Source organism: Clostridia bacterium (genome assembly GCA_012840125.1).
Classification (GTDB): domain Bacteria; phylum Bacillota; class DULZ01; order DULZ01; family DULZ01; genus DULZ01.
This window is the reverse complement of sequence record DULZ01000093.1, coordinates 1-20,531: the sequence shown is the minus strand read 5'-3', so window position 1 is coordinate 20,531 and position 20,531 is coordinate 1. Positions and strand designations below refer to the sequence as shown.

The 20,531-nt window shown below is 53.2% G+C and carries 20 protein-coding genes; 19 read left to right on the top strand and 1 reads right to left on the bottom strand.

Annotated features, from left to right (window positions below):
- Positions 1–319: 319 nt before the first annotated feature.
- The 9 genes from GXX34_11190 to GXX34_11150 all read left to right on the top strand — a co-directional run bounded on the left by GXX34_11190 (position 320) and on the right by GXX34_11150 (position 11,452).
- Positions 320–2,380 (top strand): sigma-54-dependent Fis family transcriptional regulator, encoded by a 2,061-nt coding sequence (locus GXX34_11190; GenBank protein HHW08070.1) that lies wholly within the window; start codon positions 320–322, stop codon positions 2,378–2,380.
- 365 nt (positions 2,381–2,745) lie between these two features.
- Positions 2,746–4,329 carry an acyl CoA:acetate/3-ketoacid CoA transferase gene (locus tag GXX34_11185; protein HHW08069.1) on the top strand — a complete coding sequence of 528 codons (1,584 nt, stop codon included), beginning with the start codon at positions 2,746–2,748 and terminating at the stop codon, positions 4,327–4,329.
- Positions 4,317–5,837 (top strand): acyl--CoA ligase, encoded by a 1,521-nt coding sequence (locus GXX34_11180; GenBank protein HHW08068.1) that lies wholly within the window; start codon positions 4,317–4,319, stop codon positions 5,835–5,837. Before GXX34_11185 ends, GXX34_11180 begins: the two co-directional genes overlap by 13 nt.
- Positions 5,838–5,861: 24 nt before the next feature.
- Complete coding sequence (locus GXX34_11175; protein ID HHW08067.1) at positions 5,862–6,998, top strand: acyl-CoA dehydrogenase; 1,137 nt, start codon at positions 5,862–5,864, stop codon at positions 6,996–6,998.
- A 33-nt stretch (positions 6,999–7,031) separates the two neighbouring features.
- Positions 7,032–8,123: an acyl-CoA dehydrogenase gene (locus tag GXX34_11170; GenBank protein HHW08066.1), complete on the top strand. Its 1,092-nt coding sequence runs from the start codon at positions 7,032–7,034 to the stop codon at positions 8,121–8,123.
- A 23-nt stretch (positions 8,124–8,146) separates the two neighbouring features.
- A complete protein-coding gene (locus GXX34_11165) occupies positions 8,147–8,923 on the top strand; it encodes an electron transfer flavoprotein subunit beta/FixA family protein (GenBank protein ID HHW08065.1) in 777 nt (258 codons plus the stop codon).
- Positions 8,924–8,939: 16 nt separating this feature from the next.
- On the top strand, positions 8,940–9,866 hold the full coding sequence (locus GXX34_11160) for an electron transfer flavoprotein subunit alpha/FixB family protein (protein HHW08064.1): 927 nt from the start codon (positions 8,940–8,942) through the stop codon (positions 9,864–9,866).
- 15 nt (positions 9,867–9,881) lie between these two features.
- Positions 9,882–11,168 (top strand): FAD-dependent oxidoreductase, encoded by a 1,287-nt coding sequence (locus tag GXX34_11155; GenBank protein HHW08063.1) that lies wholly within the window; start codon positions 9,882–9,884, stop codon positions 11,166–11,168.
- On the top strand, positions 11,165–11,452 hold the full coding sequence (locus GXX34_11150; protein HHW08062.1) for a ferredoxin family protein: 288 nt from the start codon (positions 11,165–11,167) through the stop codon (positions 11,450–11,452). Before GXX34_11155 ends, GXX34_11150 begins: the two co-directional genes overlap by 4 nt.
- Before the next feature lie 5 nt (positions 11,453–11,457).
- Here GXX34_11150 and GXX34_11145 read toward each other — a convergent pair whose 3' ends face one another.
- Positions 11,458–12,903, bottom strand: a complete 1,446-nt coding sequence (locus GXX34_11145) for a sigma 54-interacting transcriptional regulator (protein HHW08061.1) — start codon at positions 12,901–12,903, stop codon at positions 11,458–11,460.
- A gap of 211 nt (positions 12,904–13,114) precedes the next feature.
- Between GXX34_11145 and GXX34_11140 the strand changes: the two genes are divergently transcribed.
- From GXX34_11140 to GXX34_11095, 10 genes are all read left to right on the top strand, one after another.
- Positions 13,115–14,221 carry an RtcB family protein gene (locus GXX34_11140; protein ID HHW08060.1) on the top strand — a complete coding sequence of 369 codons (1,107 nt, stop codon included), beginning with the start codon at positions 13,115–13,117 and terminating at the stop codon, positions 14,219–14,221.
- A 304-nt stretch (positions 14,222–14,525) separates the two neighbouring features.
- Positions 14,526–15,701, top strand: a complete 1,176-nt coding sequence (locus GXX34_11135) for a uroporphyrinogen decarboxylase (protein HHW08059.1) — start codon at positions 14,526–14,528, stop codon at positions 15,699–15,701.
- Between the two features lie 23 nt (positions 15,702–15,724).
- On the top strand, positions 15,725–15,883 hold the full coding sequence (locus GXX34_11130; protein HHW08058.1) for a hypothetical protein: 159 nt from the start codon (positions 15,725–15,727) through the stop codon (positions 15,881–15,883).
- Between the two features lie 53 nt (positions 15,884–15,936).
- A complete protein-coding gene (locus GXX34_11125) occupies positions 15,937–16,557 on the top strand; it encodes a 5-methyltetrahydrofolate--homocysteine methyltransferase (GenBank protein HHW08057.1) in 621 nt (206 codons plus the stop codon).
- A gap of 226 nt (positions 16,558–16,783) precedes the next feature.
- Positions 16,784–17,575, top strand: coding sequence for a methyltetrahydrofolate cobalamin methyltransferase (locus GXX34_11120; GenBank protein HHW08056.1), 792 nt, complete (start codon positions 16,784–16,786; stop codon positions 17,573–17,575).
- Between the two features lie 169 nt (positions 17,576–17,744).
- Positions 17,745–18,524, top strand: a complete 780-nt coding sequence (locus GXX34_11115; protein HHW08055.1) for a GntR family transcriptional regulator — start codon at positions 17,745–17,747, stop codon at positions 18,522–18,524.
- A gap of 17 nt (positions 18,525–18,541) precedes the next feature.
- Positions 18,542–19,168, top strand: a complete 627-nt coding sequence (locus GXX34_11110) for a cobalamin-binding protein (GenBank protein HHW08054.1) — start codon at positions 18,542–18,544, stop codon at positions 19,166–19,168.
- Positions 19,169–19,232: 64 nt separating this feature from the next.
- Positions 19,233–19,574, top strand: a complete 342-nt coding sequence (locus GXX34_11105; protein HHW08053.1) for a hypothetical protein — start codon at positions 19,233–19,235, stop codon at positions 19,572–19,574.
- A 2-nt stretch (positions 19,575–19,576) separates the two neighbouring features.
- Positions 19,577–19,843 carry a pro-sigmaK processing inhibitor BofA gene (gene bofA, locus GXX34_11100; GenBank protein HHW08052.1) on the top strand — a complete coding sequence of 89 codons (267 nt, stop codon included), beginning with the start codon at positions 19,577–19,579 and terminating at the stop codon, positions 19,841–19,843.
- A 262-nt stretch (positions 19,844–20,105) separates the two neighbouring features.
- Positions 20,106–20,531, top strand: a 426-nt coding sequence (locus GXX34_11095; GenBank protein HHW08051.1) for an RNA polymerase subunit sigma, incomplete at its 3' end; no start/stop codon positions are given.

Genomic DNA, 20,531 nt, shown 5'->3' with positions numbered 1-20,531 from the left:
GTTAAAATCGGTTGATACCGATATTACTGCTGCCCGCTAAAGTGTTTTTAGAAAATTGCGCTTTGCGGCAGTATGGCAACTTGTTTTCTTTTTCTACAAAGGGGCTATTTTGCAAAAGGCTCAATTATATAATTAACTATAGAGTGAGAATAAAAAGAAATATTGAAGTTAGTTAAATTTGCTGCAGGAGTCTTAGCCAACATCAGCATCAGAGCGGGGGCCGTAAGAAGCAGAGAGATAGAAAGGTTAGCGGCGCTGGTAGGACGGGGCAAGTGCCGATTTTCACAGACTGAATTGTATGGCAAGGGGTGCGAATCCAATGGAAACTTTGAAGCAGATGCTTAGTCCGATGGTATTTGCTGACCAGCGGATGTGGCCGCGGACCCTTTCCAAAAACCAGCTTCAGCTGATGGAAAAAATCCGTGCGGCCAAAATCAGAATCCTTGAAGGTTCGCTGCATCCGGCCAAGGCAAGCTTCGTGCGCCCGGAAGTGCTGGCATCGTGGCAAAGATCCTACCAGTACGGATTGAAACTCTACGATTACAACTACGCGCCACAGCTGACCCAGGCCGAATTCGACCGGTTGGTTGGCGAAAAAGACATTTTGCTGAAAGCGGCTGCGCCTTATATCTGCGAGCTGGAAACCATGTTGATTAAATCGAAAAGCATTATCCTGCTCACCGACGAGCAGGGGGTGATGCTGCGGGTGGTGGACGGGAATACAGGATTCTTGGCGGAGCAAAACCGGCGCTTCCAGCTTGGGGTGGGCTCCGTGTGGTCCGAAAGAACGGTAGGTACGTGCGCCCACGCCTTAAGTATCGAACTAAGAAAGCCTATTCAAATCTGCGGCCCTGAACACTACAGTGAAATGTACGGGGAAATTGCCTGTTCAGCGGCACCCATCTTTGACCTGGATCAGCAGAGTTTAGCCGGAACCCTCTCCATTGTCACTCCCAGTTTTCGTGAACATAGTCCCCATACCCTGGCCTTGGTGTGCAACATGGCCAGTGCCATCCAGCATGAGTTTCACTACCAGTTGAGCAATATCCTAGTCAGAGCTGCTTTTGATAATATCGATGAAACTGTGATCACCGTGAACAACCAGGGGTTGATTGTCAGCGCCAATAACAAGGCCATGACTGAATTCGGCTTATTTGATAAAGATATCGAAAAAATGCACATTGAAACCCTGCTCGGTCGTCATGCCCCTCTCAAGTCCCTGTTGGCCTCACCGCAAACCGTGTACGATACCGGGATTGAAATCGAGATTAATAAGCGCAAGGCCATCCTGACGGCGGTCAAACCGGTCCGGAGTGACAGGGGCGCCAATTTGGGTTGTGTCCTGCTTTTCAAAACAGAGAACAAGGGAAAAAGCCGGGAAGCCAGGAAAAAAGCCGGCAAGAAAGGCGCCTTTGACCGCATCATCGGTAGTTCGCCCCAATTGAAAAAAACCATCGACATGGCCAAAACCTTTGCCGGGTTGGAAGAACCCATCCTGATCCAAGGGGAGAGCGGGACCGGTAAAGAGGTTTTTGCCAAGGCCATTCATGAAGCCAGCCGGCCCAACGGCCCCATGATTGCCGTGAACTGTGCCGCCATCCCCCGGACCCTGATTGAAAGCGAACTGTTTGGCTACAAGGGCGGTTCGTTCACCGGCGCCGAGCGTCACGGACGGCCGGGTAAAATCGAACTGGCCGACGGCGGCACTTTGTTCTTGGACGAAATAGGGGATATGCCCTTGGAAGTGCAACCCGTCCTCTTGCGGGTACTGGAAGAAAAGCAAGTGTTCCGGATCGGTGCCGGTGAACCCATCCCTGTGGACTTCAGGTTAATTGCCGCCACCAATAAAGACCTGGAGGAGCTGGTTAAACAGGGGCGGTTTCGTGAGGACTTGTATTTCCGGCTCGCCGTCTTTAAGCTGGACATCGTACCTTTGAGGGAAAGAAAATCAGACATTAGCGATTTGTTACACTATTTTATGCAAGAGTACGCGAAGCGGCAGAGGATGGAAGTGCCCGCCTTGAGCAGCGCCGTGAAGTGCTTGTTGTATCAATATGACTGGCCGGGGAATGTTCGCCAGTTGAAAAACACCGTCAAGTACGCCATGGCCATGTGTAAAAAGGGTGTCATCAAGCTGGAGGATCTCCCGGATACCATCCTGCAGTCGGCCCATTTGCCTCCCTCAGGTGAAGCACAGGAAACCCTTCACGGTCCGTGCCAGGCAGAGGCCCCGCAGCAGTTGGATGAAATGGAAAAGGAGGCTATCCAAAACGCCTTAATTACGAAAGGATATAATATCAGCCAAACGGCTAGATCCCTGGGATTAAGCCGTTCCACCCTGTATCGCAAGATAAAGGAATACGGGATTAGCTTAAGATAAGACCAGGTTTGGCTTGGACTCATTCTTTGTCCGGGTGAGCCGGGGTTTTCAGGTTCCCTTGTTGCGGGCTGTTTTCCACAGCTGCAGCAAGGGATTTTTCATACGGCCGGAATGTACCCAAAAAGGTACACGGGGCGGGAAAACAGCAAAAAATGTACACAAAACGGTTCATGACCGGTGGTTTTGCCCCCGTCGTTGCCGGAGCGGGCCTGCCGGTTTGTCCTTGACTACCGGCGTTCTCATGGCGATTTCACCGTCTTGGACCGTTTTTTCGTTTGGGTGGCACGGTATTTGCTTTATAGAACAGCAGCAGAGGCAGCAGCTGGCGAAGATTGTACTAATGAACATTTTCTCAAAAAGGAGTGATTCCGGTGGCGAAAATCATTACCGCGGCAGAAGCGGCAGCCCTGATCCCGGACGGGGCCACCGTCGGTGCTGCCGCCATGGGCCAGGCAGGCTGGCCGGAGGAAATCGGCAAGAGCATTGAGCAGAGGTTCTTAAAAGAAGGGCACCCGCGGGATCTGACCTTTGTACACGGGTCGGCCATCACGGATTGGAAATCCAAGGGGCTTACCCGGTTTGGCCATGAAGGGCTGATCAAGAGATGGATCGGCGGCCACCTGGGCTCCGCCATGCGGCTGGCGGAACTGGCTTCCCAGAATAAAGTGGAGGCTTACAACCTGCCCCAGGGGGTCATCGTCCAGCTCTGGCGGGAGATTGCGGCCAAAAGGCCGGGGCTCATCACCAAAGTGGGCTTGCGCACCTACGTGGATCCCCGGTTGGAAGGGGGAAAAATGAACAGCATTACCACCGAGGACATTGTCAAAGTGATCGAGTTTGAAGGGGAGGAATGGCTGTTTTACAAGAGTTTCCCCGTGGATGTGGCGCTGATTCGCGGTACTTATGCCGATGAGCGGGGCAACTTGACCATGGACAAAGAAGGGATGCTGCTGGAAGCCCTGCCTTTGGCCCAGGCGGTGAAAAACTGCGGCGGTATTGTCATCGCCCAAGTGGAGCGGGTGGTCAAAGCCGGTACGCTCCATCCCAAGCATGTGAAAGTACCCGGCATCCTGGTGGATTACCTGGTGGTGGCCACGGATCAGGACAACCACTTCCAGACAGAAGGGGTTTATTACGAGCCCGCTTTTGCCGGGGATATCAAAATACCGCTGGAATCCATTGAGGCCCTGCCCCTGGATGAGCGCAAGGTTATCTGCCGCCGGGCGGCCATGGAGTTGGAGGGTAACACCGTGGTCAACCTGGGCGTAGGTATCCCCACGGCAGTAGCCGCCGTGGCGGCGGAAGAGGGAGTCAGCGATTACATGATCATGACCACCGAGGCCGGCGGCATCGGCGGGGTACCGGCAAGTCTGCCCCATTTCGGCCATTCGTATAACGCTGAAGCCACCATTGAACAGCATTCCCAGTTTGATTTCTATGACGGCGGCGGTATCGATGTCGCTTTCCTGGGGCTCGCCCAAACGGACAAAGAGGGGAACGTCAACGTGAGCAAATTTGAAGGACGGGTGATGGGCTGCGGCGGCTTTGTCAATATTACCCAAATGTCAAAGAAAGTAGTGTACTGCGGCACCTTCACCGCGAAAGGACTGAAAGTGGAAGTCCGGGACGGGCAGTTAAAGATCCTGCAAGAAGGAAAGAGTAAAAAATTTGTGGATCAAGTGGAACAGGTGACCTTCAGCGGCAGGTATGCGGCGGAAACGAACCAGTCCGTTTTGTACGTTACCGAGCGAGCCGTCTTTACCCTGGCAGACGGCCAGGTGACTTTAATCGAGATTGCTCCGGGCATTGACTTGGAAAAGGACGTGCTGGCCTTGATGGATTTCCGGCCGCGTATTTCACCGGATTTGAAACTGATGCCCAAGGGTATCTTCGAACCGGAGTGGGGAGAACTCAAGAGAATCATTGATGAAAAGATGTGTGGCAAGTGAGCTTGATCGCTGCATTGGAAGAGAACGGACAGCTTTTTGCCGACGCCGTTGCCCTAATTGACAGCGGGACAGGTCAAATAATCACTTACCGGGAGCTCTTGGAGCGCGTGAACGCCGCGGCTGCCGGGCTGGCAGCTCTAGGAGTGCAAAAAGGTGACCGGGTAGCCCTGTATTTACCCAACGGCAGTGAGTTTGTCATTTCCTTTTTTGCCGTGCTTAAATTGGGCGCCCTGGTGGTTCCTTTCAATATCCAGTTGAAACAGTATGAAATCGGGCAAATCCTGTCCCACGCCCAGCCGAAGGTGATCATCGGGCAGGCCGGGGCGCTGGAGGCGGAGGTAATGCCGGTTTTGGCGCAAGCGCCGGGTGAGCCCAGGATGGTGAAAGTGGGCGCGGGCTCACCTTTAAGCCCCGGCGAGATTGATTTCCCTTCTTTACGGGCCCAGGCATCCCTCACCGGTATGCCCGGGCCGGCGGAGGAGGACCCCGCCGCCATTTACTATACTTCGGGAACCACCGGCGTGATGAAAGGCGCCCTCCTGACCCACCGGAACCTGGCGTCCATCGCTAGAATCAACGGCCATTACCTGCTCGGGTTAAATGACCGGGACCGGGTGATGGGTATTGCCCCCTACAGCCATGTGTATTTCTTCCAGGTAGTGTTGGGGCCCCTGGTGGTGGGGGCGGCGGTGGTTACTCTGGCGCGGCCTTCGCCCAGGCTGGCGCTGGAAACCATTGAAAAATACCGGGTCACCCATGTATCCACCGTACCTACCATGTTTAAGTACTTGCTGCGCCATTACCGGGAAAAAGGTTATGACCTGTCCTCCTGGCGGGTGGCCGGGTCCGCCGCCACCAACATCCCGCTGGGCTTGGTGCGGGAGATTACGGAGACTTTCCGGGTGGATTTCTTCGATACTTATGGCTGTACGGAAACCAGTTCTACCATTACCTATACCCGGCTGCGCCATTATCAACCGGGTTCCGTGGGGGCACCGGCCCACGGGGTCCGGGTGAAGTTCATCGATGAGGCGGAACGGGAAGTAGGAGTAGGGGAAATCGGGGAGATCGTGGTCCAGAGTCCTGGCGTCTTTGCCGGTTACTGGCAGGACCCGGAGAAGACCAGGGAGAGTTTCACCGGGGATGGCTGGTTCAAGACCGGGGATTTAGGTTACCGGGATGCCCAGGGCAATATTTACATTGCCGGCCGGAAGAAGGATGTGATTGTCTCAGGCGGCTATAACATCTATCCCTGGGAAGTGGAGCACTTACTGCTCTCCCACCCGGAAGTGGCGGAAGCGGTGGTGGTCGGCCGGCCCGACCCGGACTTAGGGGAAATACCCGTCGGGTACGTGGTGTTAAAACCCGGCGGCCGTCCCTGCACCCGGGAGCTGATTGATTTTTGTCACCGGCACCTGGCGAAGTATAAATGCCCCCGGGCGGTGGTCTTCGTGGACAACCTGCCTAAAAGCGGCTCGGGGAAAGTGTTGAAAAAGCTTTTAAGATAACTTCAAGAATGGAGGCATGGTTCGATGTTTTACGTAGAGCTGACACCGGAGCACCTGGCCCTGCAGGAAAAGGTGCGGGCCTTTATCGCCGAGCATGTGATCCCGGTGGCTAAGGAGTACGACCGCACCGGAGAATTCCCGCTGCCGATCCTGCGGGAGGCGGCCAAGGCGGGGTTATTGAATTACGCGGTGCCCAAGGAATACGGGGGACCGGGCTTGGATGCTCTGTCCGTCGCCGTTATTTCGGAAGAACTGGGCTACGGCTGTGTGGGCATCGGCATGGCCATGAACGGCAATACCCTATCTTCTTACCCGGTGTTGATCGCCGGCAATGATGAGCAAAAAAGGCGCTGGTACCAGTACCTGCATGAGGGGAAACTGGTGGCATTCGCCCTGACGGAACCGGGTGCAGGTTCCGATGCGGCGGCCATTGAAACCACGGCGGTGCCGGACGGCGACGAGTATGTCCTTAATGGTTCCAAATGTTTTTGCACCACCGGCGGTTATGCCAGTGCTATGACTGTGTTTGCTTCCACGGACCGTTCTAAGGGGCACCGGGGCCTTAGCGCCTTCATTGTGGAGATGGACCGGCCCGGGGTTTCCGTAGGCAAAGAAGAGCATAAAATGGGGATTCGCGCTTCCAATACCGTGGAAATCCTCTTAAGGAACGTGCGCATTCCCAAGGCAAACCTGTTGGGTCGGGAAGGGGAAGGCTTTAAAATCGCCATGCAGACCCTGGATTCCGGCCGGATTTCCGTCGGTGCCATGGCTGTCGGCCTGGCGCGCCGTGCCCTGGAAGCAACCATCGATTTCGTGAACAAGTATCAACGAGGGGGCAAGCCCCTGGCCAAATCCCAGTACTACCAGTTCAAGATTGCCGACCTGGGCACAGCGGTGGAAAACGCCAGGAACTTAGTCTATAAAGCTTGTTACTTAAAAGAAGCGGGACGGCCTTTCACCAAAGAAGCCGCCATGGCGAAAACCTATGCCACCGATATGGCCATGCAGGTGGCCGCGGCGGCGGTGGAGATCATGGGGCCCTACGGCTATATGAAGGATTCGCCGGTAGAGAAACTCATGCGGGACGTCAAGGTGATGCAGATCTATGAAGGGACCAACCAGATCCAGCGCATCGTGATTTCCCGCCAGCTGATGGGGTAACAGTGAAAAGACTGAGGCTAGGAGGAGAATAAAATGGTCCTACAATTAACCCAAGAGCAAGAACTGATTTTGCAAAGCGTGCGCGAGTTTGCCCAGGAAACCGAAAAGGAGACGGACAGCTACCAGGTGGTGAAGGGGCTGGCCGACATGGATTTCTTAGGCATCTTCTACCCGGAAGCCTATGCCGGTGCCGGCACTGATTTCACCAGCTTCATTTTGGCCATTGAAGAATTGGCCAAAACCAATGCCTCCGCCGCCTTGCTCTATGCCAACCAATGCTCCCTGGTAGCCTATGCCATTTACCGCTGGGGTACGGAGGAGCAGAAAAGCAATTACCTCCCTCAACTGTTCAGTGCGGAAACCTTCGGCGCCCTGGCTTATATTGACAAGGATCCCAGCGAGGAATTCCAGCCCTGCACCGCCCGCCGGGAAGGCGACTATTTCATCATCAATGGAGAGAAATCCTACGTGATTAACGGCGGCAAAGCGGGTATCTATGTGGTGACGGCTCTGGTTGACGAGGCTCCCAGCGCCTTCATCGTGGAAAAGGATGCGGCAGGGTTCGCCTGCGGCCCCGCCTGGGAAAAGATGGGCTTAGACGGGGTGGCGGTGACCAATGTCCGGTTTGACCAGGTGAAGGTGCCCGCCGGCAACCTTTTAGGTCAAGTGGGGCAGGGGGCGGAAATCCTGAACGGGATCTTGGCCTTGAACAACATCGCCATGGCGGCCATTACCGTGGGTATCTGCCAGCAAGCCCTGGAGGCCAGTGTGGCTTACAGTAAAGAACGGATCCAGTTCGGGCGGCCTATCGCCAAGCTGCAGGCCATCCAAACCATGATCGGCGACATGGCCACGCGGATTCAAGCGGCAAGACTGCTGGCTTATCAAGCCGCCGCTTTAAAGGATCAAGACAAGGACTACAGCCACCAGGCGGATATGGCCCGCTATTTTGCTGACACCATCGGTGAACTGGTGTGCCAGGACGCCGTCCAGATTCACGGTGGCTACGGTTACAGCGAGGATCTGGGCATTGAAAGACTCTTTAGAGATGTCAAAGGCATCAGCTTGTTTGCCGGTGCCGCTGTTCCTCTTTGCCTTAAAATTGCCAGGCAGGAGCTCGAGTAAGCTGAATAAAGGAGATGAAACGCATGCGGGTAGTAGTATGTTACAAGTGGGTTATCGATGAAGCGGACATTACCGTTGAGGAAAGCAATAGAACCCTTAATTTCAAGAATGTCAAGTACAAAATCAGCGAGTATGACCGGAATGCCCTGGAACTGGGGGCCGCTTTGCATGAAGCCCACGGCTGGGAGCTGCTGGCCGTAACCGTGGGCCAAGGGGTGGAAGCCTCCGTAAAAGATGTTTTGTCCAGGGGGCCGGAAAAGGCTTATTATGTGGACGATCCCGCCCTGGAGGATGCCGATAGTGCCGTTACCGCCAAGGTGCTGGCGAAAGTGATTGAAAAGATCGGGAATGTGGATCTGGTCATTTGCGGTGAAGGTTCCAGCGACGGGTATTCCCAGCAGGTAGGCCCCCGGCTGGCCGCATTACTGGGCTACAAGGCCCTGACCTATGTTTCCGGACTGGAAGTGGAAGGAGACAGCCTGAAAGCCCAGCGGAAGCTGGATGACGGGGTAGAGGTGGTCCGGGTGACGGGGCCGGCGGTGATCACCGTGACCCCGGATATCAACAAACCCCGCATTCCCAGCCTCAAGCAGATCCTGGCCGCCAAAAAGAAACCGGCGGAGCCGTTGGCTTTAGGGGATTTGGGAGACAATTTAACGGCCTTGGCAGGGTTTGAGGTGGCCGGCGTCAGCGCCTCCGTGGTGGAACGGAAGCAGGTCAGGATCAACGACCAGGGCATGGATCTCAAAGAAGCGGCAGCTAAACTGGTAAAACAGCTGCGGGAAGAAAAAGTAATTTAAGCGAGAAGGTGAAATCATGAACAAGCTTTGGGTTATTTCAGATCAGCAGGAAAGTGCCTTTGAATTGATCGGCAAAGCCAGGGAGTTTCAGGGTCATATTACCGCCTACCTGGTGGGGGACCGGGCAGCGGGAGAAGCAGCGGTCGGGTACGGGGCCCATTCGGTGAAATTGATGAGGCTACCGGAAAACACCGTCTGGGAGCAGTATTTTGACATGCTGTGCGCGGAAGCGGCGGCAGAACAACCGGAGCTGGTCCTGGTTAATGCCACGAAAAGAGGCAAAACCTTGGCGGCCCTGCTCGCCGCTAAGCTGGATTGTCCTTGTGTCAGTGAATGCCAGAAGATGGAACCGGTGGAGGGCGGTCTCCGCCTGCAGCGCATCATCTACGGCGGCCTGGCCAACAAGACAATACAGTGCCGGGCTTACCCGGTGGTGGTCACCGTAGCTCCTCATACCTTTGAAAAACAGGAGCCTCCGGCCGGTCACAGCGGGGAAGTGGTGGAACTGCCACTGCCGGAAGCCGGCGGGATCACCTTGATCGAGCGCAAGGGGAAGGATGCCTCCTCCGTCAACCTGGCGGAGGCGAAAGTTGTCGTGGGCGTGGGCCGGGGCTTTACGGAGGAAAGCCAGCTCCGCTTGGCGGAACAGCTGGCCCAAGCCATGGGCGCCGAAATCGGCTGCACCAGGCCCATTTCCGAAGACTTCAAGTGGCTGCCGGAGGAGCGATATATCGGGATCTCCGGGCAGCAAATCAGGCCGGACCTGTACCTGTGTGCCGGTGTTTCCGGCCAGGTCCAGCATGTGTACGGCGTCAGGGATGCCAAAGTAGTAGTATCTATTAATAACAACGAAAACGCTCCCATTTTCAAAGTGTCTGATTACTACCTGGTGGCGGATTTGAACGAAGCCATACCGGCCATCATGGCGGCACTGCAGGGTTAAGCCCGGGGTGATAACATGTCTGACCGGTTTGATGTGATTGTAGTGGGAGCGGGAGTGGCCGGCGCCACCGCCGGTTACGTGCTGGCCCAAGCGGGCCTCGAGGTGGTGGTCATCGAAAGGGGCAATTATGCCGGGAGCAAGAACATGACCGGCGGCCGGCTGTACGGCCACAGTTTGGAAAAGATTATCCCTAATTTTGCAGCCGAAGCCCCGGTGGAGCGAAAAGTCACCAAGGAAAAAGTGAGCTTCCTTACCGGGGATGGTGCCGTCACTTTGGATTTTTATGCCGGGGCCCTGGGGGATCCGCAGAACGCTTCTTACACCGTCTTAAGGGGCGTCTTCGACCAGTGGCTGGCGGGGAAAGCGGAAGAAGCCGGTGCTGTGCTGGCCGCCGGCGTGCGGGTGGATGAGCTCCTGGTACAGGACGGCAAAGTGGTGGGAGTCAAGGCCGGTGAGGATGTGCTGGAAGCCGATGTAGTCATCCTGGCCGACGGGGTTAACTCCCTGCTGGCACAGCAGGTGGGGCTCCGGCAAGAACTCCACCCTCACCAGGTGGCAGTGGGGGTCAAAGAAGTCATTGAGCTGCCGGAACAGGTCATTGCGGACCGTTTCAACCTGAGCGGCGATGAGGGGCTGTCCTGGTTATTTGCCGGTGCCTGTACCGGCGGCATCATGGGCGGCGGTTTCCTCTACACCAATAAATCGTCCCTGTCGCTGGGTTTGGTGTGTACCCTTTCCGACATGGGGCGGGCCCAGAAAACACTGCCCGAAATGCTGGAGGATTTCAAGCAGCACCCGGTGATCCGTCCCTTGATCAAAGGGGGCAAATTGATAGAGTACTCCGGTCACCTGGTGCCGGAAGCGGGGATCAACATGATGCCCAAGCTCTTCAGTGACGGAGTGGTGATGGTCGGAGATGCGGCTGGCTTTGTGATTAACACCGGCTATATGGTGCGGGGCATGGACCTGGCTGTTGCTTCCGCGGAAGCGGCCGCCAAAGCCGTGATCCAGGCAAAAGAAAAGGGCGATTTCAGCGCCCAGAGCTTGTCCGTCTATCAACAACTGCTGGAGCAGAGTTTCGTGCTACAGGATCTCCGGCTGTACAAGAAAGCACCTGAGTTTATGAACAACCCGCGCATCTTCAATGATTACCCGGCCATGGCCGTGAGTCTCATGACTGATCTGTTCAAAGTGGACGGCAGCCCCAACAAGTCCTTACTGGCGAAAGTGAACCAATCCATTAAACGGGTTGGGCTGGCGACACTGTTGAAAGACGGGTTAAAGGGGGTAAGGGCGATTTGAGCACGGTAAGTGTGGAAGAAAAGCTGGCGGTGGACAAATTCTATATTGACGAAGGCAACCCCCACATCATTCTCAAGGAAAACATTACGGATATGGAGGCGCTGCAAAAGATCATTAAAGCCTGCCCGGCCGGCTTGTACGGCCTCAACCAGGACGGTACCGTGCGTTTTGATTTCGCCGGGTGCCTGGAATGCGGCACCTGCCGGGTTCTGGGGATGGGCACCGTGGTGGACCGGTGGCATTACCCCCAGGGAACCTGTGGGGTGGAATTCCGTTACGGTTAGGCTGTCTAATCGTTCCCGGGCTCGGGTTGCGCTGGGTTTTCCTTTTGACTGTAGGATTTTAATTTCCGGTATAACACGGTGCGGTAAATGCCCAGGGTTTTGGCGGTTTCCCCGATCCTGCCGTTGCACTCGGCCAGGGTATCCTTGATGTACTTTTCTTCCATGAGCTTCATAAACTCTTTGAGGGGCAGCCGCTGGTGGGCTGGGTAATCGAAAGCCTCCGGCTGGGCGCACCGGTGCTGCTGGGGCTGCAGGAAGGTTTGTCCTGCGGCCCCATTTGTTACTACCTCTCTTTCGATGTAATTGCGCAGTTCCCGCACGTTGCCCGGCCAGTTGTGTTTCAGCAGGTACTGGATGACCGTCCGGTTCAACCGGTAATTCCGGCGGTATTTCTTGTTGAATTCTTCAATGAACTTGCCCGTTAAAGCGATTAAATCCTCCGGCCGTTCCCTAAGGGGCGGGATGGTGATCGGGATGACGTTAATCCGGTAGAACAGGTCTTTCCGGAAGGTTCCCTCCTTCACCATTTCCTCCAAATTCCTGTTGGTGGCGGAGATGAGGCGGAAATTCACCCGGCGGGTGGCGGTGCCCCCCACCCGGCGGATCTCATGGTGTTCCAGAACCCGGAGGAGCTTGGCTTGCAGGTAGAGAGGCATTTCCGAAATCTCATCTAAGAAGAGGGTCCCTTCATTGGCGATTTCCAATAGCCCCATTTTCCCGTTGGCATCGGCGCCGGTAAAAGCACCCTTTTCATAGCCGAACAGCTCCGCTTCAAACAACGGTTCGGGAATGGCGGAGCAGTTGATGGTAATAAAGGGACCGCCGGCCCGGTGGCTGTTCTTGTAAATAAAGTTGGCCAAAACATCCTTTCCGGTACCGGATTCCCCCATGAGCAGGACGGCACTGTCCGTCTTGGCAATATTTAAACACTCCTTGACGATTTGCTTCATGGCAAAGCTTTCCGCCACGATTTCTTCGTGGGATAGTTTTTGCTGGCGCAAGTATTCCAGCTCCCGCTGGAGCTTGCTTTTCATGTCGGCGTCCGCCGTTTCCTGGCTTTCGCTGCTCAAGGTTACTTCCTCCGGTTTGGAGGTGGTAACAATTAACGTCACTTCGCCGTTTTCGTCAAGAATGGGAGTGCTGGTGGAGATGGTGGTGATGCCCATCCTGGTCTTGATGGTCCCGGTAACAGGCCGTTTTTCCCTGGCGGCCTGCAGGGCATAGGAGTTGTTATAAAGACCTTTATTCACCAGGTCCTGAACATTGGAGCTCAATAATTCATCCAAAGTCAGCCCGAGGGTAAAAGCGGTAAAGGAGTTGGACAGCAGGATGTTGCCGTCCTTATCAGTGACAAATAGAGGAGTGGGCAGGTTCTCCACGATACTTTTGACATCGCTGTTCTGGAAAGTGTAGGCACTGCCCTTGGCCCGGTTGTTCCCTTTTTTCGCCATCAGAAAAGGCCCCCTACCAATGTTGTGAAACAATGCGCAAAGTTGGTTAGTTCAATACGCCATTTGATATTTTTATTATAGCATGACTTGGAGAATGTTGTAACCGTTTCCCCCAAGGGGCCAACGGGTTAATACCGGTCAAGGAAATGGTTGCAAAAGAGGCGGATTGATGGCATGATGGTTAACACAAAGGCGGGAATCGGGTGATAGTGTGATTGTAGTAGAAGGTAAATGTAACCGGGCCAAAATCTTTACCGATCGGGTGGAACCGGAAGCCCTGGCCCAGATCCGGGAACTCTGCGACCAGGAGTTTACCAGGGGCAGCCGTATCCGGGTCATGCCCGACGTTCACGCCGGCATCGGCTGCACCATCGGCACCACCATGACCATCACCGATAAGGTGGTGCCTAACCTGGTAGGGGTGGACATCGGCTGCGGCATGGAAACCGTTAAATTGAGAGAAAAAAGTATCGACTTTAAAAAACTGGATCAGGTGATCTACAACCATATTCCTGCCGGCTTTGACATCAGGAAAAAAGCCCATGCATATGCAGCCCGCATCGATTTAGGGGAGCTGTTTTGCCAACAGCATGTGGACCTGGACCGGGCGGTGAAAAGCATCGGCACCCTTGGCGGTGGGAACCACTTCATCGAAGTCAACCGGGACGAAGAGGGCTGCCTGTACCTGGTGGTGCATTCCGGCAGCCGGCACCTGGGCAAACAGGTGGCGGAATACTATCAGAATTTGGCCTACGAAACTTTAAGAAAGAAGTCCATCAGTATCAGCAAGCAATTGGCCTATCTGGAAGGAGAAAACTATCGCCGGTACCTGCACGACATGAAACTGGTGCAGCAATACGCCGTCTACAACCGCCAGGCCATCGTCGATGAGATTTTATGCCGGATGGGTCTGACGGCAGCGGACCGGTTTACCACCATCCACAACTACATCGATTTGAGCAGTATGATTTTAAGAAAAGGTGCCATTTCCGCCCGCCGGGGGGAAAGAGTGCTGATTCCCATGAATATGCGGGATGGGAGTTTAATCTGCCTGGGGAAGGGCAACCCGGACTGGAATTATTCCGCGCCCCACGGGGCGGGCCGCCTCATGAGCCGGCGGAGAGCCAAGGAAGTAATTAGCCTGGCACAATTCAAGCAAACCATGGAAGGTATCTACACCACCACGGTGAACAAGTCCACTCTGGATGAGTGCCCCCTGGCCTACAAGCCGGTGGAGGAAATCATCAACCATATCCAGGATACGGTTGAAATAATATCAGTCATCAAACCGGTGTATAATTTCAAAGCCGGTGAGTAGACAAGTAGGGGAGTTGTGCGACTGTTTTTTTAGATTAATTAAGTGTAAAAGTAAAAAGAATCAGACTTATGGCAAATATCACTTTGTTATATATTGACTGTTGATGATAATCAGTGCTAAGATATAAGTACAGTGGCTTGTATATACAATATAACATAATATCAATTTTCATTATTATCTTTCAATTTGTCAGTGACGGCGGCGTGAGTTTTAAAACCTGACGGAGAGGGGGATGTTAAGAAAAGAAGTTTACACATCACGCTTCCCGGCTGAGGCAAAAATCCAAATGATAGGAGGTATCTTCATGTCTTGCCAAATGGAAAAGGTTTATCAAGAAAAGCTGACTCGCTACACGAAGGCATTGAACAATGAAAAGCCTGACATGGTACCCATTCGTTTGCAGTGCAGTGAGTTCACGGCCAAATATGCGGGCTTCAGCTTGCAAGAAATCTACTATGACATTGAGAAGAACATCGCCGCGGCCACCAAGTTTGTAAAAGAGTTCGACGTGGATACTTGCCCCGGCGCTCCCATGCTCTGGTGGGCACCTCTGCATGATGCCGTGGGAGCCAAGTACCTGAAATTTGCCGGTAGAGACCTGGATGAAAACCTGCAGTTCCAGTATGTGGAAGATGAATACATGAAGCCGGAGGACTACGATGCTTTTATTGAAGATCCCACCAAGTGGATTTTGGAAAACCTCCTGCCCCGGATTCATGAAGAGTTTGCCGAGCCAGGTTCTTTCCGCGCCAACATGGCCTTGATCAAGGGCGCCATGGCCTTCATGATGGACCAGGGAGCAAAGCAGGCGGCCGTGCAAATGTGGAAGAATGAGTGTGGCGTCCCGATGGCTTTTGCCGGCATGCACAAGGCTCCTTTTGACACCCTGGGTGACGTGCTCCGGGCCTTAAGAGGAATTATGGTCGACATGCGGAAACGTCCTGACAAATTGCTGGCTGCCGTGGACATGCTGGTACCCCATAACGTGACTTACGGTTTGCTGACCAACGGCGGCAACACCCAACTCCCTAACTTCTGTCCCCTCCACCGTGGTGCATATCCGTTCCTCAACATGGAGCAGTGGGATAAATTCTACTGGCCTACATTGAAAGCCGTCATTGAAGCCCTTTGGGAAAAAGGCATTAGAACCATGTTTTATGCCGAAGGCGACTGGACACCCTATTTAGAGAAAATCGCGGAACTTCCCGACCGTAGTATTGTCTTCCACGTAGACCAAACTGATATGGACAAGGCTCATAAGATCTTAGGCAAACGATTCTGCATCAGCGGCAATGTGCCCAATACCATGTTGTCCTACGGCAAACCGGAAGAAGTGCGTGATTATGTGAAGCGGCTGATTGACAACTACGCAGCCGACGGCGGGTTCATCATCGACTCCGGCGGTGTCATCCAGTATGACGCCAAAGAGGAAAACATCAGAGCCCTGATTGAAACGGCACGGGAATACGGTAAATACTAACAATTTTTAAGGGGGTTAGCCACATGGCAGAAATTAAAAGAGGACCTGGTGTGACCGTTCCCTGGGAAGAATTTGCCAAGAAGATGGAACCGTTTACCGGTGATGTGGAACTGATTAAGTCCAACTGGGAAAAAGTAGACGCTTTTGCTTACCTGTACCTGTGGTGGTGGGTCCAGCGCTAAAAGGCTCATCGCCGCGTTTCGACAAACTTTAACAGATTGGGGGCGTATTAATTATGGCATTGACTGATCAATTGGCAAGCGCGATTGCGGAATTGGAAGATGAAAAAGTATTGTCACTGGTCAAGGAACGCCTTGATGCGGGGGTATCTCCTTTAGAAATCGTAGGCAAACTGCAGGAAGGTATGACGGAAGTCGGCAACCGGTTTGAGCAAGGGGATTACTTCTTGAGTGAATTGATCATGGCCGGGGAAATCATGAAAGACGCCATGGACATTCTGGAGCCCCACTTGCATGGCCAAGAGCAGGAGTTTAAAGGCAACGTCGTCATCGGTACCGTCAAAGGGGACGTCCATGACTTGGGTAAGAACATCGTGGTCATGCTGCTCAAGGGCGCCGGGTACAATGTAATTGATTTAGGCGTAGATGTGTCCGCGGAAAAATTCATTAACGCCATTAAAGAATCCAAAGCACCCATGGTCGGCATGAGCGTTCTTTTAACCGGCTGCCAAGAGGGAATGAAAGATATTATCGCCGCCATCCGGGCCGAAGGTCTGGACACCAAGATTGTCATCGGCGGCAACTATGTGGATGAAAAAGTGAAACAATACGTGGGTGCTGACTACGTAGGCACCAGCGCCAGCGATGCGGTAAAAATCGCCGACCAGATCTTCTAACAACCCTCCGGGTTGTTAATATACAGTACCGGTAATAGAGCCCACGGACCTCCCGGCTCTATTACCGGGCTACCCATTTTGAGAACTTTTTTGATATTGGTAGCTGTTTGGGAAACGTAGCGTAGTGGGGCGCAAGCGCTGCTGATTACCGCCAGCACCAGTAGCAGCACCAGACTTGCCGGCTGAGTACCAGCCAGTTGAGACAACACAAAGGAGGTAAGTCAGCATGTTAATCATTGGGGAAAAGCTTAACAGTGCCATCCCGTCGGTGAGAGAAGCCATCATCAACCGGGATGTGCAGTTTGTACAGGATTTAGCCCGCAAGCAAGCGGCATGCGGGGCTCATTATATTGACGTGAATACCGCTCAGGGCAACAATGAGTTAGAAGATATGGAATGGATCGTGAAAACGGTCCAGGAAGTAGTGGATGTCCCCTTATGCATTGACACCGTGAGTGCGGAAGTGGCGGAGAAGGGGCTGTCCCTCTGCAAAGGCAAAGCCATGCTGAACTCCATCAGCATGGAGAAAGAACGGCTGGAAGGAATGCTGCCGTTAATTAAAAAATACGGCTGCTCTGTCATCGGTTTGACCATGGATGACAACGGGATTCCCAAAACCGCCGAGGAGAGAATTCGTATTGCCGGGGAACTGGTAGAGGTCTTCAAGCAAGAGAACCTGGACCTCAATGAACTCTACCTGGATCCCCTGGTACTGCCCGTGGCCGTCAGCAGTGACAATGCGGTGATCTTCTTCCAGTGCTTGGCGGAGATCAAAGAGAAATACCAGGTGAAGACCGTCTCCGGTCTAAGCAACGTATCCCATCAAATGCCCAAAAGAAAGCTGATCAACCGCTATTTCCTCACCATCTGCATGGCCCACGGCATGGATGCGGCCATCCTGGATCCCATCGACGGGAAATTGATGACGGCGGTGCTGACCACGGAGCTCTTACTGAATAAAGATAAATTTGGACGGAATTTCCTCAAAGCCCACCGGAACGACGCCCTGGTAGACTAACATGGAATTTGATCAGGGGTCTTGCCGGTTACCGGTGAAATACATATTGGTGTTGACCGCGGGAGAACCTATCCGGGGTTAACACCAATTTCACCTTTTAGGCAAAAAAATCATGAATGCTGCCGTGAATTGTGATAATATTTTGGTGAGTCAGCAAAGGTAGATACGGATGAAATCGGGTGTTAAGGACGTGCAAGACAAATTGGCCATTGATAAGAACTCGGTAATACCCATCTACTACCAGTTGGCAAAATTTTTAGAAAATCAAATAAGGGAAGGGAAATTTCTACCGGGCGAGGCTTTGCCCACGGAGATGGAACTGGCGGAACGCTTCCAGATCAGCAGGATGACGGTGCGCAAAGCCATAGCTGAACTCGTGGCCAAAGGGATGGTTTATACCAAGCAGGGCAAGGGAACTTTTGTGTCTGCTCCCAAGTTGGACAATGTAGTCTTTGAGCTGGATGCTTTTGACAAGGAAGTGAAGGACCGGGGCCTTTCCTACAAGACTACGTTGCTGGAGGCAAAAATCGTCAGAGCCGATAAGCAGCTGAAAGCCAAGTTCCAGACCGGCGATGACAACCTGCGGTTTCTGTATTTTGTCATGGTGCTGACTGCGGAGGATGAGCCGCTGGCTTATGAGAGGAAGTATACCATTTATACCAAGAGAAAGCCCATCCTGGAAACAGAGCTGCAAGACCCTTCGCTGACCAAGATCGTATCCCAGCACAGCGACCAAATGCCCATCAGTTCCAAAAAGGTGCTGCAAGTGTCGGTGGCCAATGAGAAAGAAGCCGCCATCTTGCAAATCGCCCCCGGAGCGCCGGTTTTCGTGCTGGAGCAGACCTTATACAACTCCGAGGGTAAACCGATCGGTTGGAGCAAGTCCGTCTACCGCGGGGATCGTTATCAATTGACCGCTTATGACGGCTGGCACGGTGAAGAAGAATGAGCGTGGAGGCACAGGGAATGGGAGACGAATTAATCAAGGCGATGGCTGAATTAGATGAAGACAAGGCCATTTATTTGGTTAAACAGCAGATTCAAGCCGGGCGGAACTGCATCGACATTGTGGAAGACTGCCGCTTAGGGGTGGAAATCGTCGGGAAAAAATACAGCCAGGGCGAGTATTTTCTATCGGACTTAATCATGTCGGAGGAAATCTTCCGCTGCGTGATGCAGGTTTTGGAACCCTACATTGCCGCCAGCAATCCACCCGGGGGCATTCCCGTGGTGATGGGCACGGTGGAAGGCGATATTCATGACCTGGGGAAAAACATTGTCGCTTATTTGCTTCGTTCCCACGGTTTTTGCGTTTACGATTTAGGCGTCAATGTACCGCCGGAAAAGTTCATCAAGGCGGTGGATGAAACCGGGGCTCATTACCTGGGTTTGAGTGTTTTGCTGTCTTTCTGTGTCGGTTCGGTCAAGAAAGTGGTCGATCTCTTGAAAGAAGTGGGCTTAAGGAATAAGGTGAAAGTAGTGGTGGGAGGATATCCCGTGGATGATATCGTCAAAGAATATACCGGCGTAGATGCCTATGCCCAGGACATCAATCAAGCACTGAAAATATTTAAAAAAGATTACCAGGGCTAAGGACAAACAGTGCTAATCTCCTTTTCTCCTTCATAAGCATTTAATGAATCGGGGAGGGAGATTCATGTTTGGCCTTAACTGCCGGGAGTTTATCCTGGAACTGGTTGAGCGCTGGCGGAAGCCGGCGGGATATCTTGATTTGCCGGAGGAGACCTTGAAGGATTTAAGAGTCTTGGAGGAAATCAAAAGCGAGTGGTATATTGCCAAGCGCTATTTCAATGAAGTAACGGAGCCTGCCCTGGTAGACTATGCGATCTATAACATGGAAGCGGCGGAAAAGCGACTGGTGCATTTTATCAGCTTGATGCGCGATAAATATCCCGCCGGCATTTGGCAGCTGGAAATAGACCGGCTGGACGGCGCGGAAGTGGAACAAGAGGAACAGGCTTCAGTAACGGAGGGATAGCGATGGTGGATACACTGCAGGTTTTATTTGCCATTGGCTTTATTGTATTCCTGGTCTACCTGGTGAGCCGCATCTTATTAAAACCGTTAAAACTGGTTCTTAAGATTATCGTCAACTCCCTATTTGGGCTGCTGTTATTGTGGGGTTTTAATTTTATCGGTGCCTTCTTCGGCATCCTTATTCCCATTAATGTGGTGACCATTCTGTTGGCCGGCTTTCTCGGCATTCCCGGACTTATTCTTTTAATTATCATGCAGTTCTTATTGTAGCCCGGTACAGGGAGCACAAGGGCGCAAAGGGACGGTTCTTTTGTGCAGTTTCACAAAAGAACCGTCCCCTTATGTTCGTTTTTTAGGAGGGCGCCATCGAAAAAAACTTGGGGTACCCCAAAAATTGCCGGCCGGCTATCGAATTTTATACTAAATAATGATAACCTGGCATTAACACAGGGTTGTTTGTCCTGCATGCCCGCCGGCAGCCGGTTCCGGCATGAGACGATCATGTGCAGCGCGGGCAAAGGAAGGTGATGCCATGGACACGCAGCTTGTGAAGGATATCCTTTTTCCACGGACACTAAACCAGCGGGTCCTTAGAATCCAGAACAAGCAAGAAGAGATGGAACCGCTGATTCGTGAATACAAACCGTTTATCCTGGCGACGGCGCGCAAGTGTTCATCTAAGAGTTATATCACAGAGCAAGACGATGAATACAGCGTGGCTCTTCTCGCCTTTGCCGAGGCGATTAGGGGCTACCGCCAGGACAAGGGCAGTTTTCTCTCTTTTGCCAAACGAATTATCCAGATGCGCTGTATTGATTATTACCGGAAGAGCAAGCGCGAGGAGGAGGGCCTGGCGTCTTTGGACAGTGCCGGGGACGACGGTAGGGAAAACAGTTTAATTGATATCCAGTCGATGAAACACTATGCCGAGGCTGAGACTGCCCGGAACAGGGCCTTG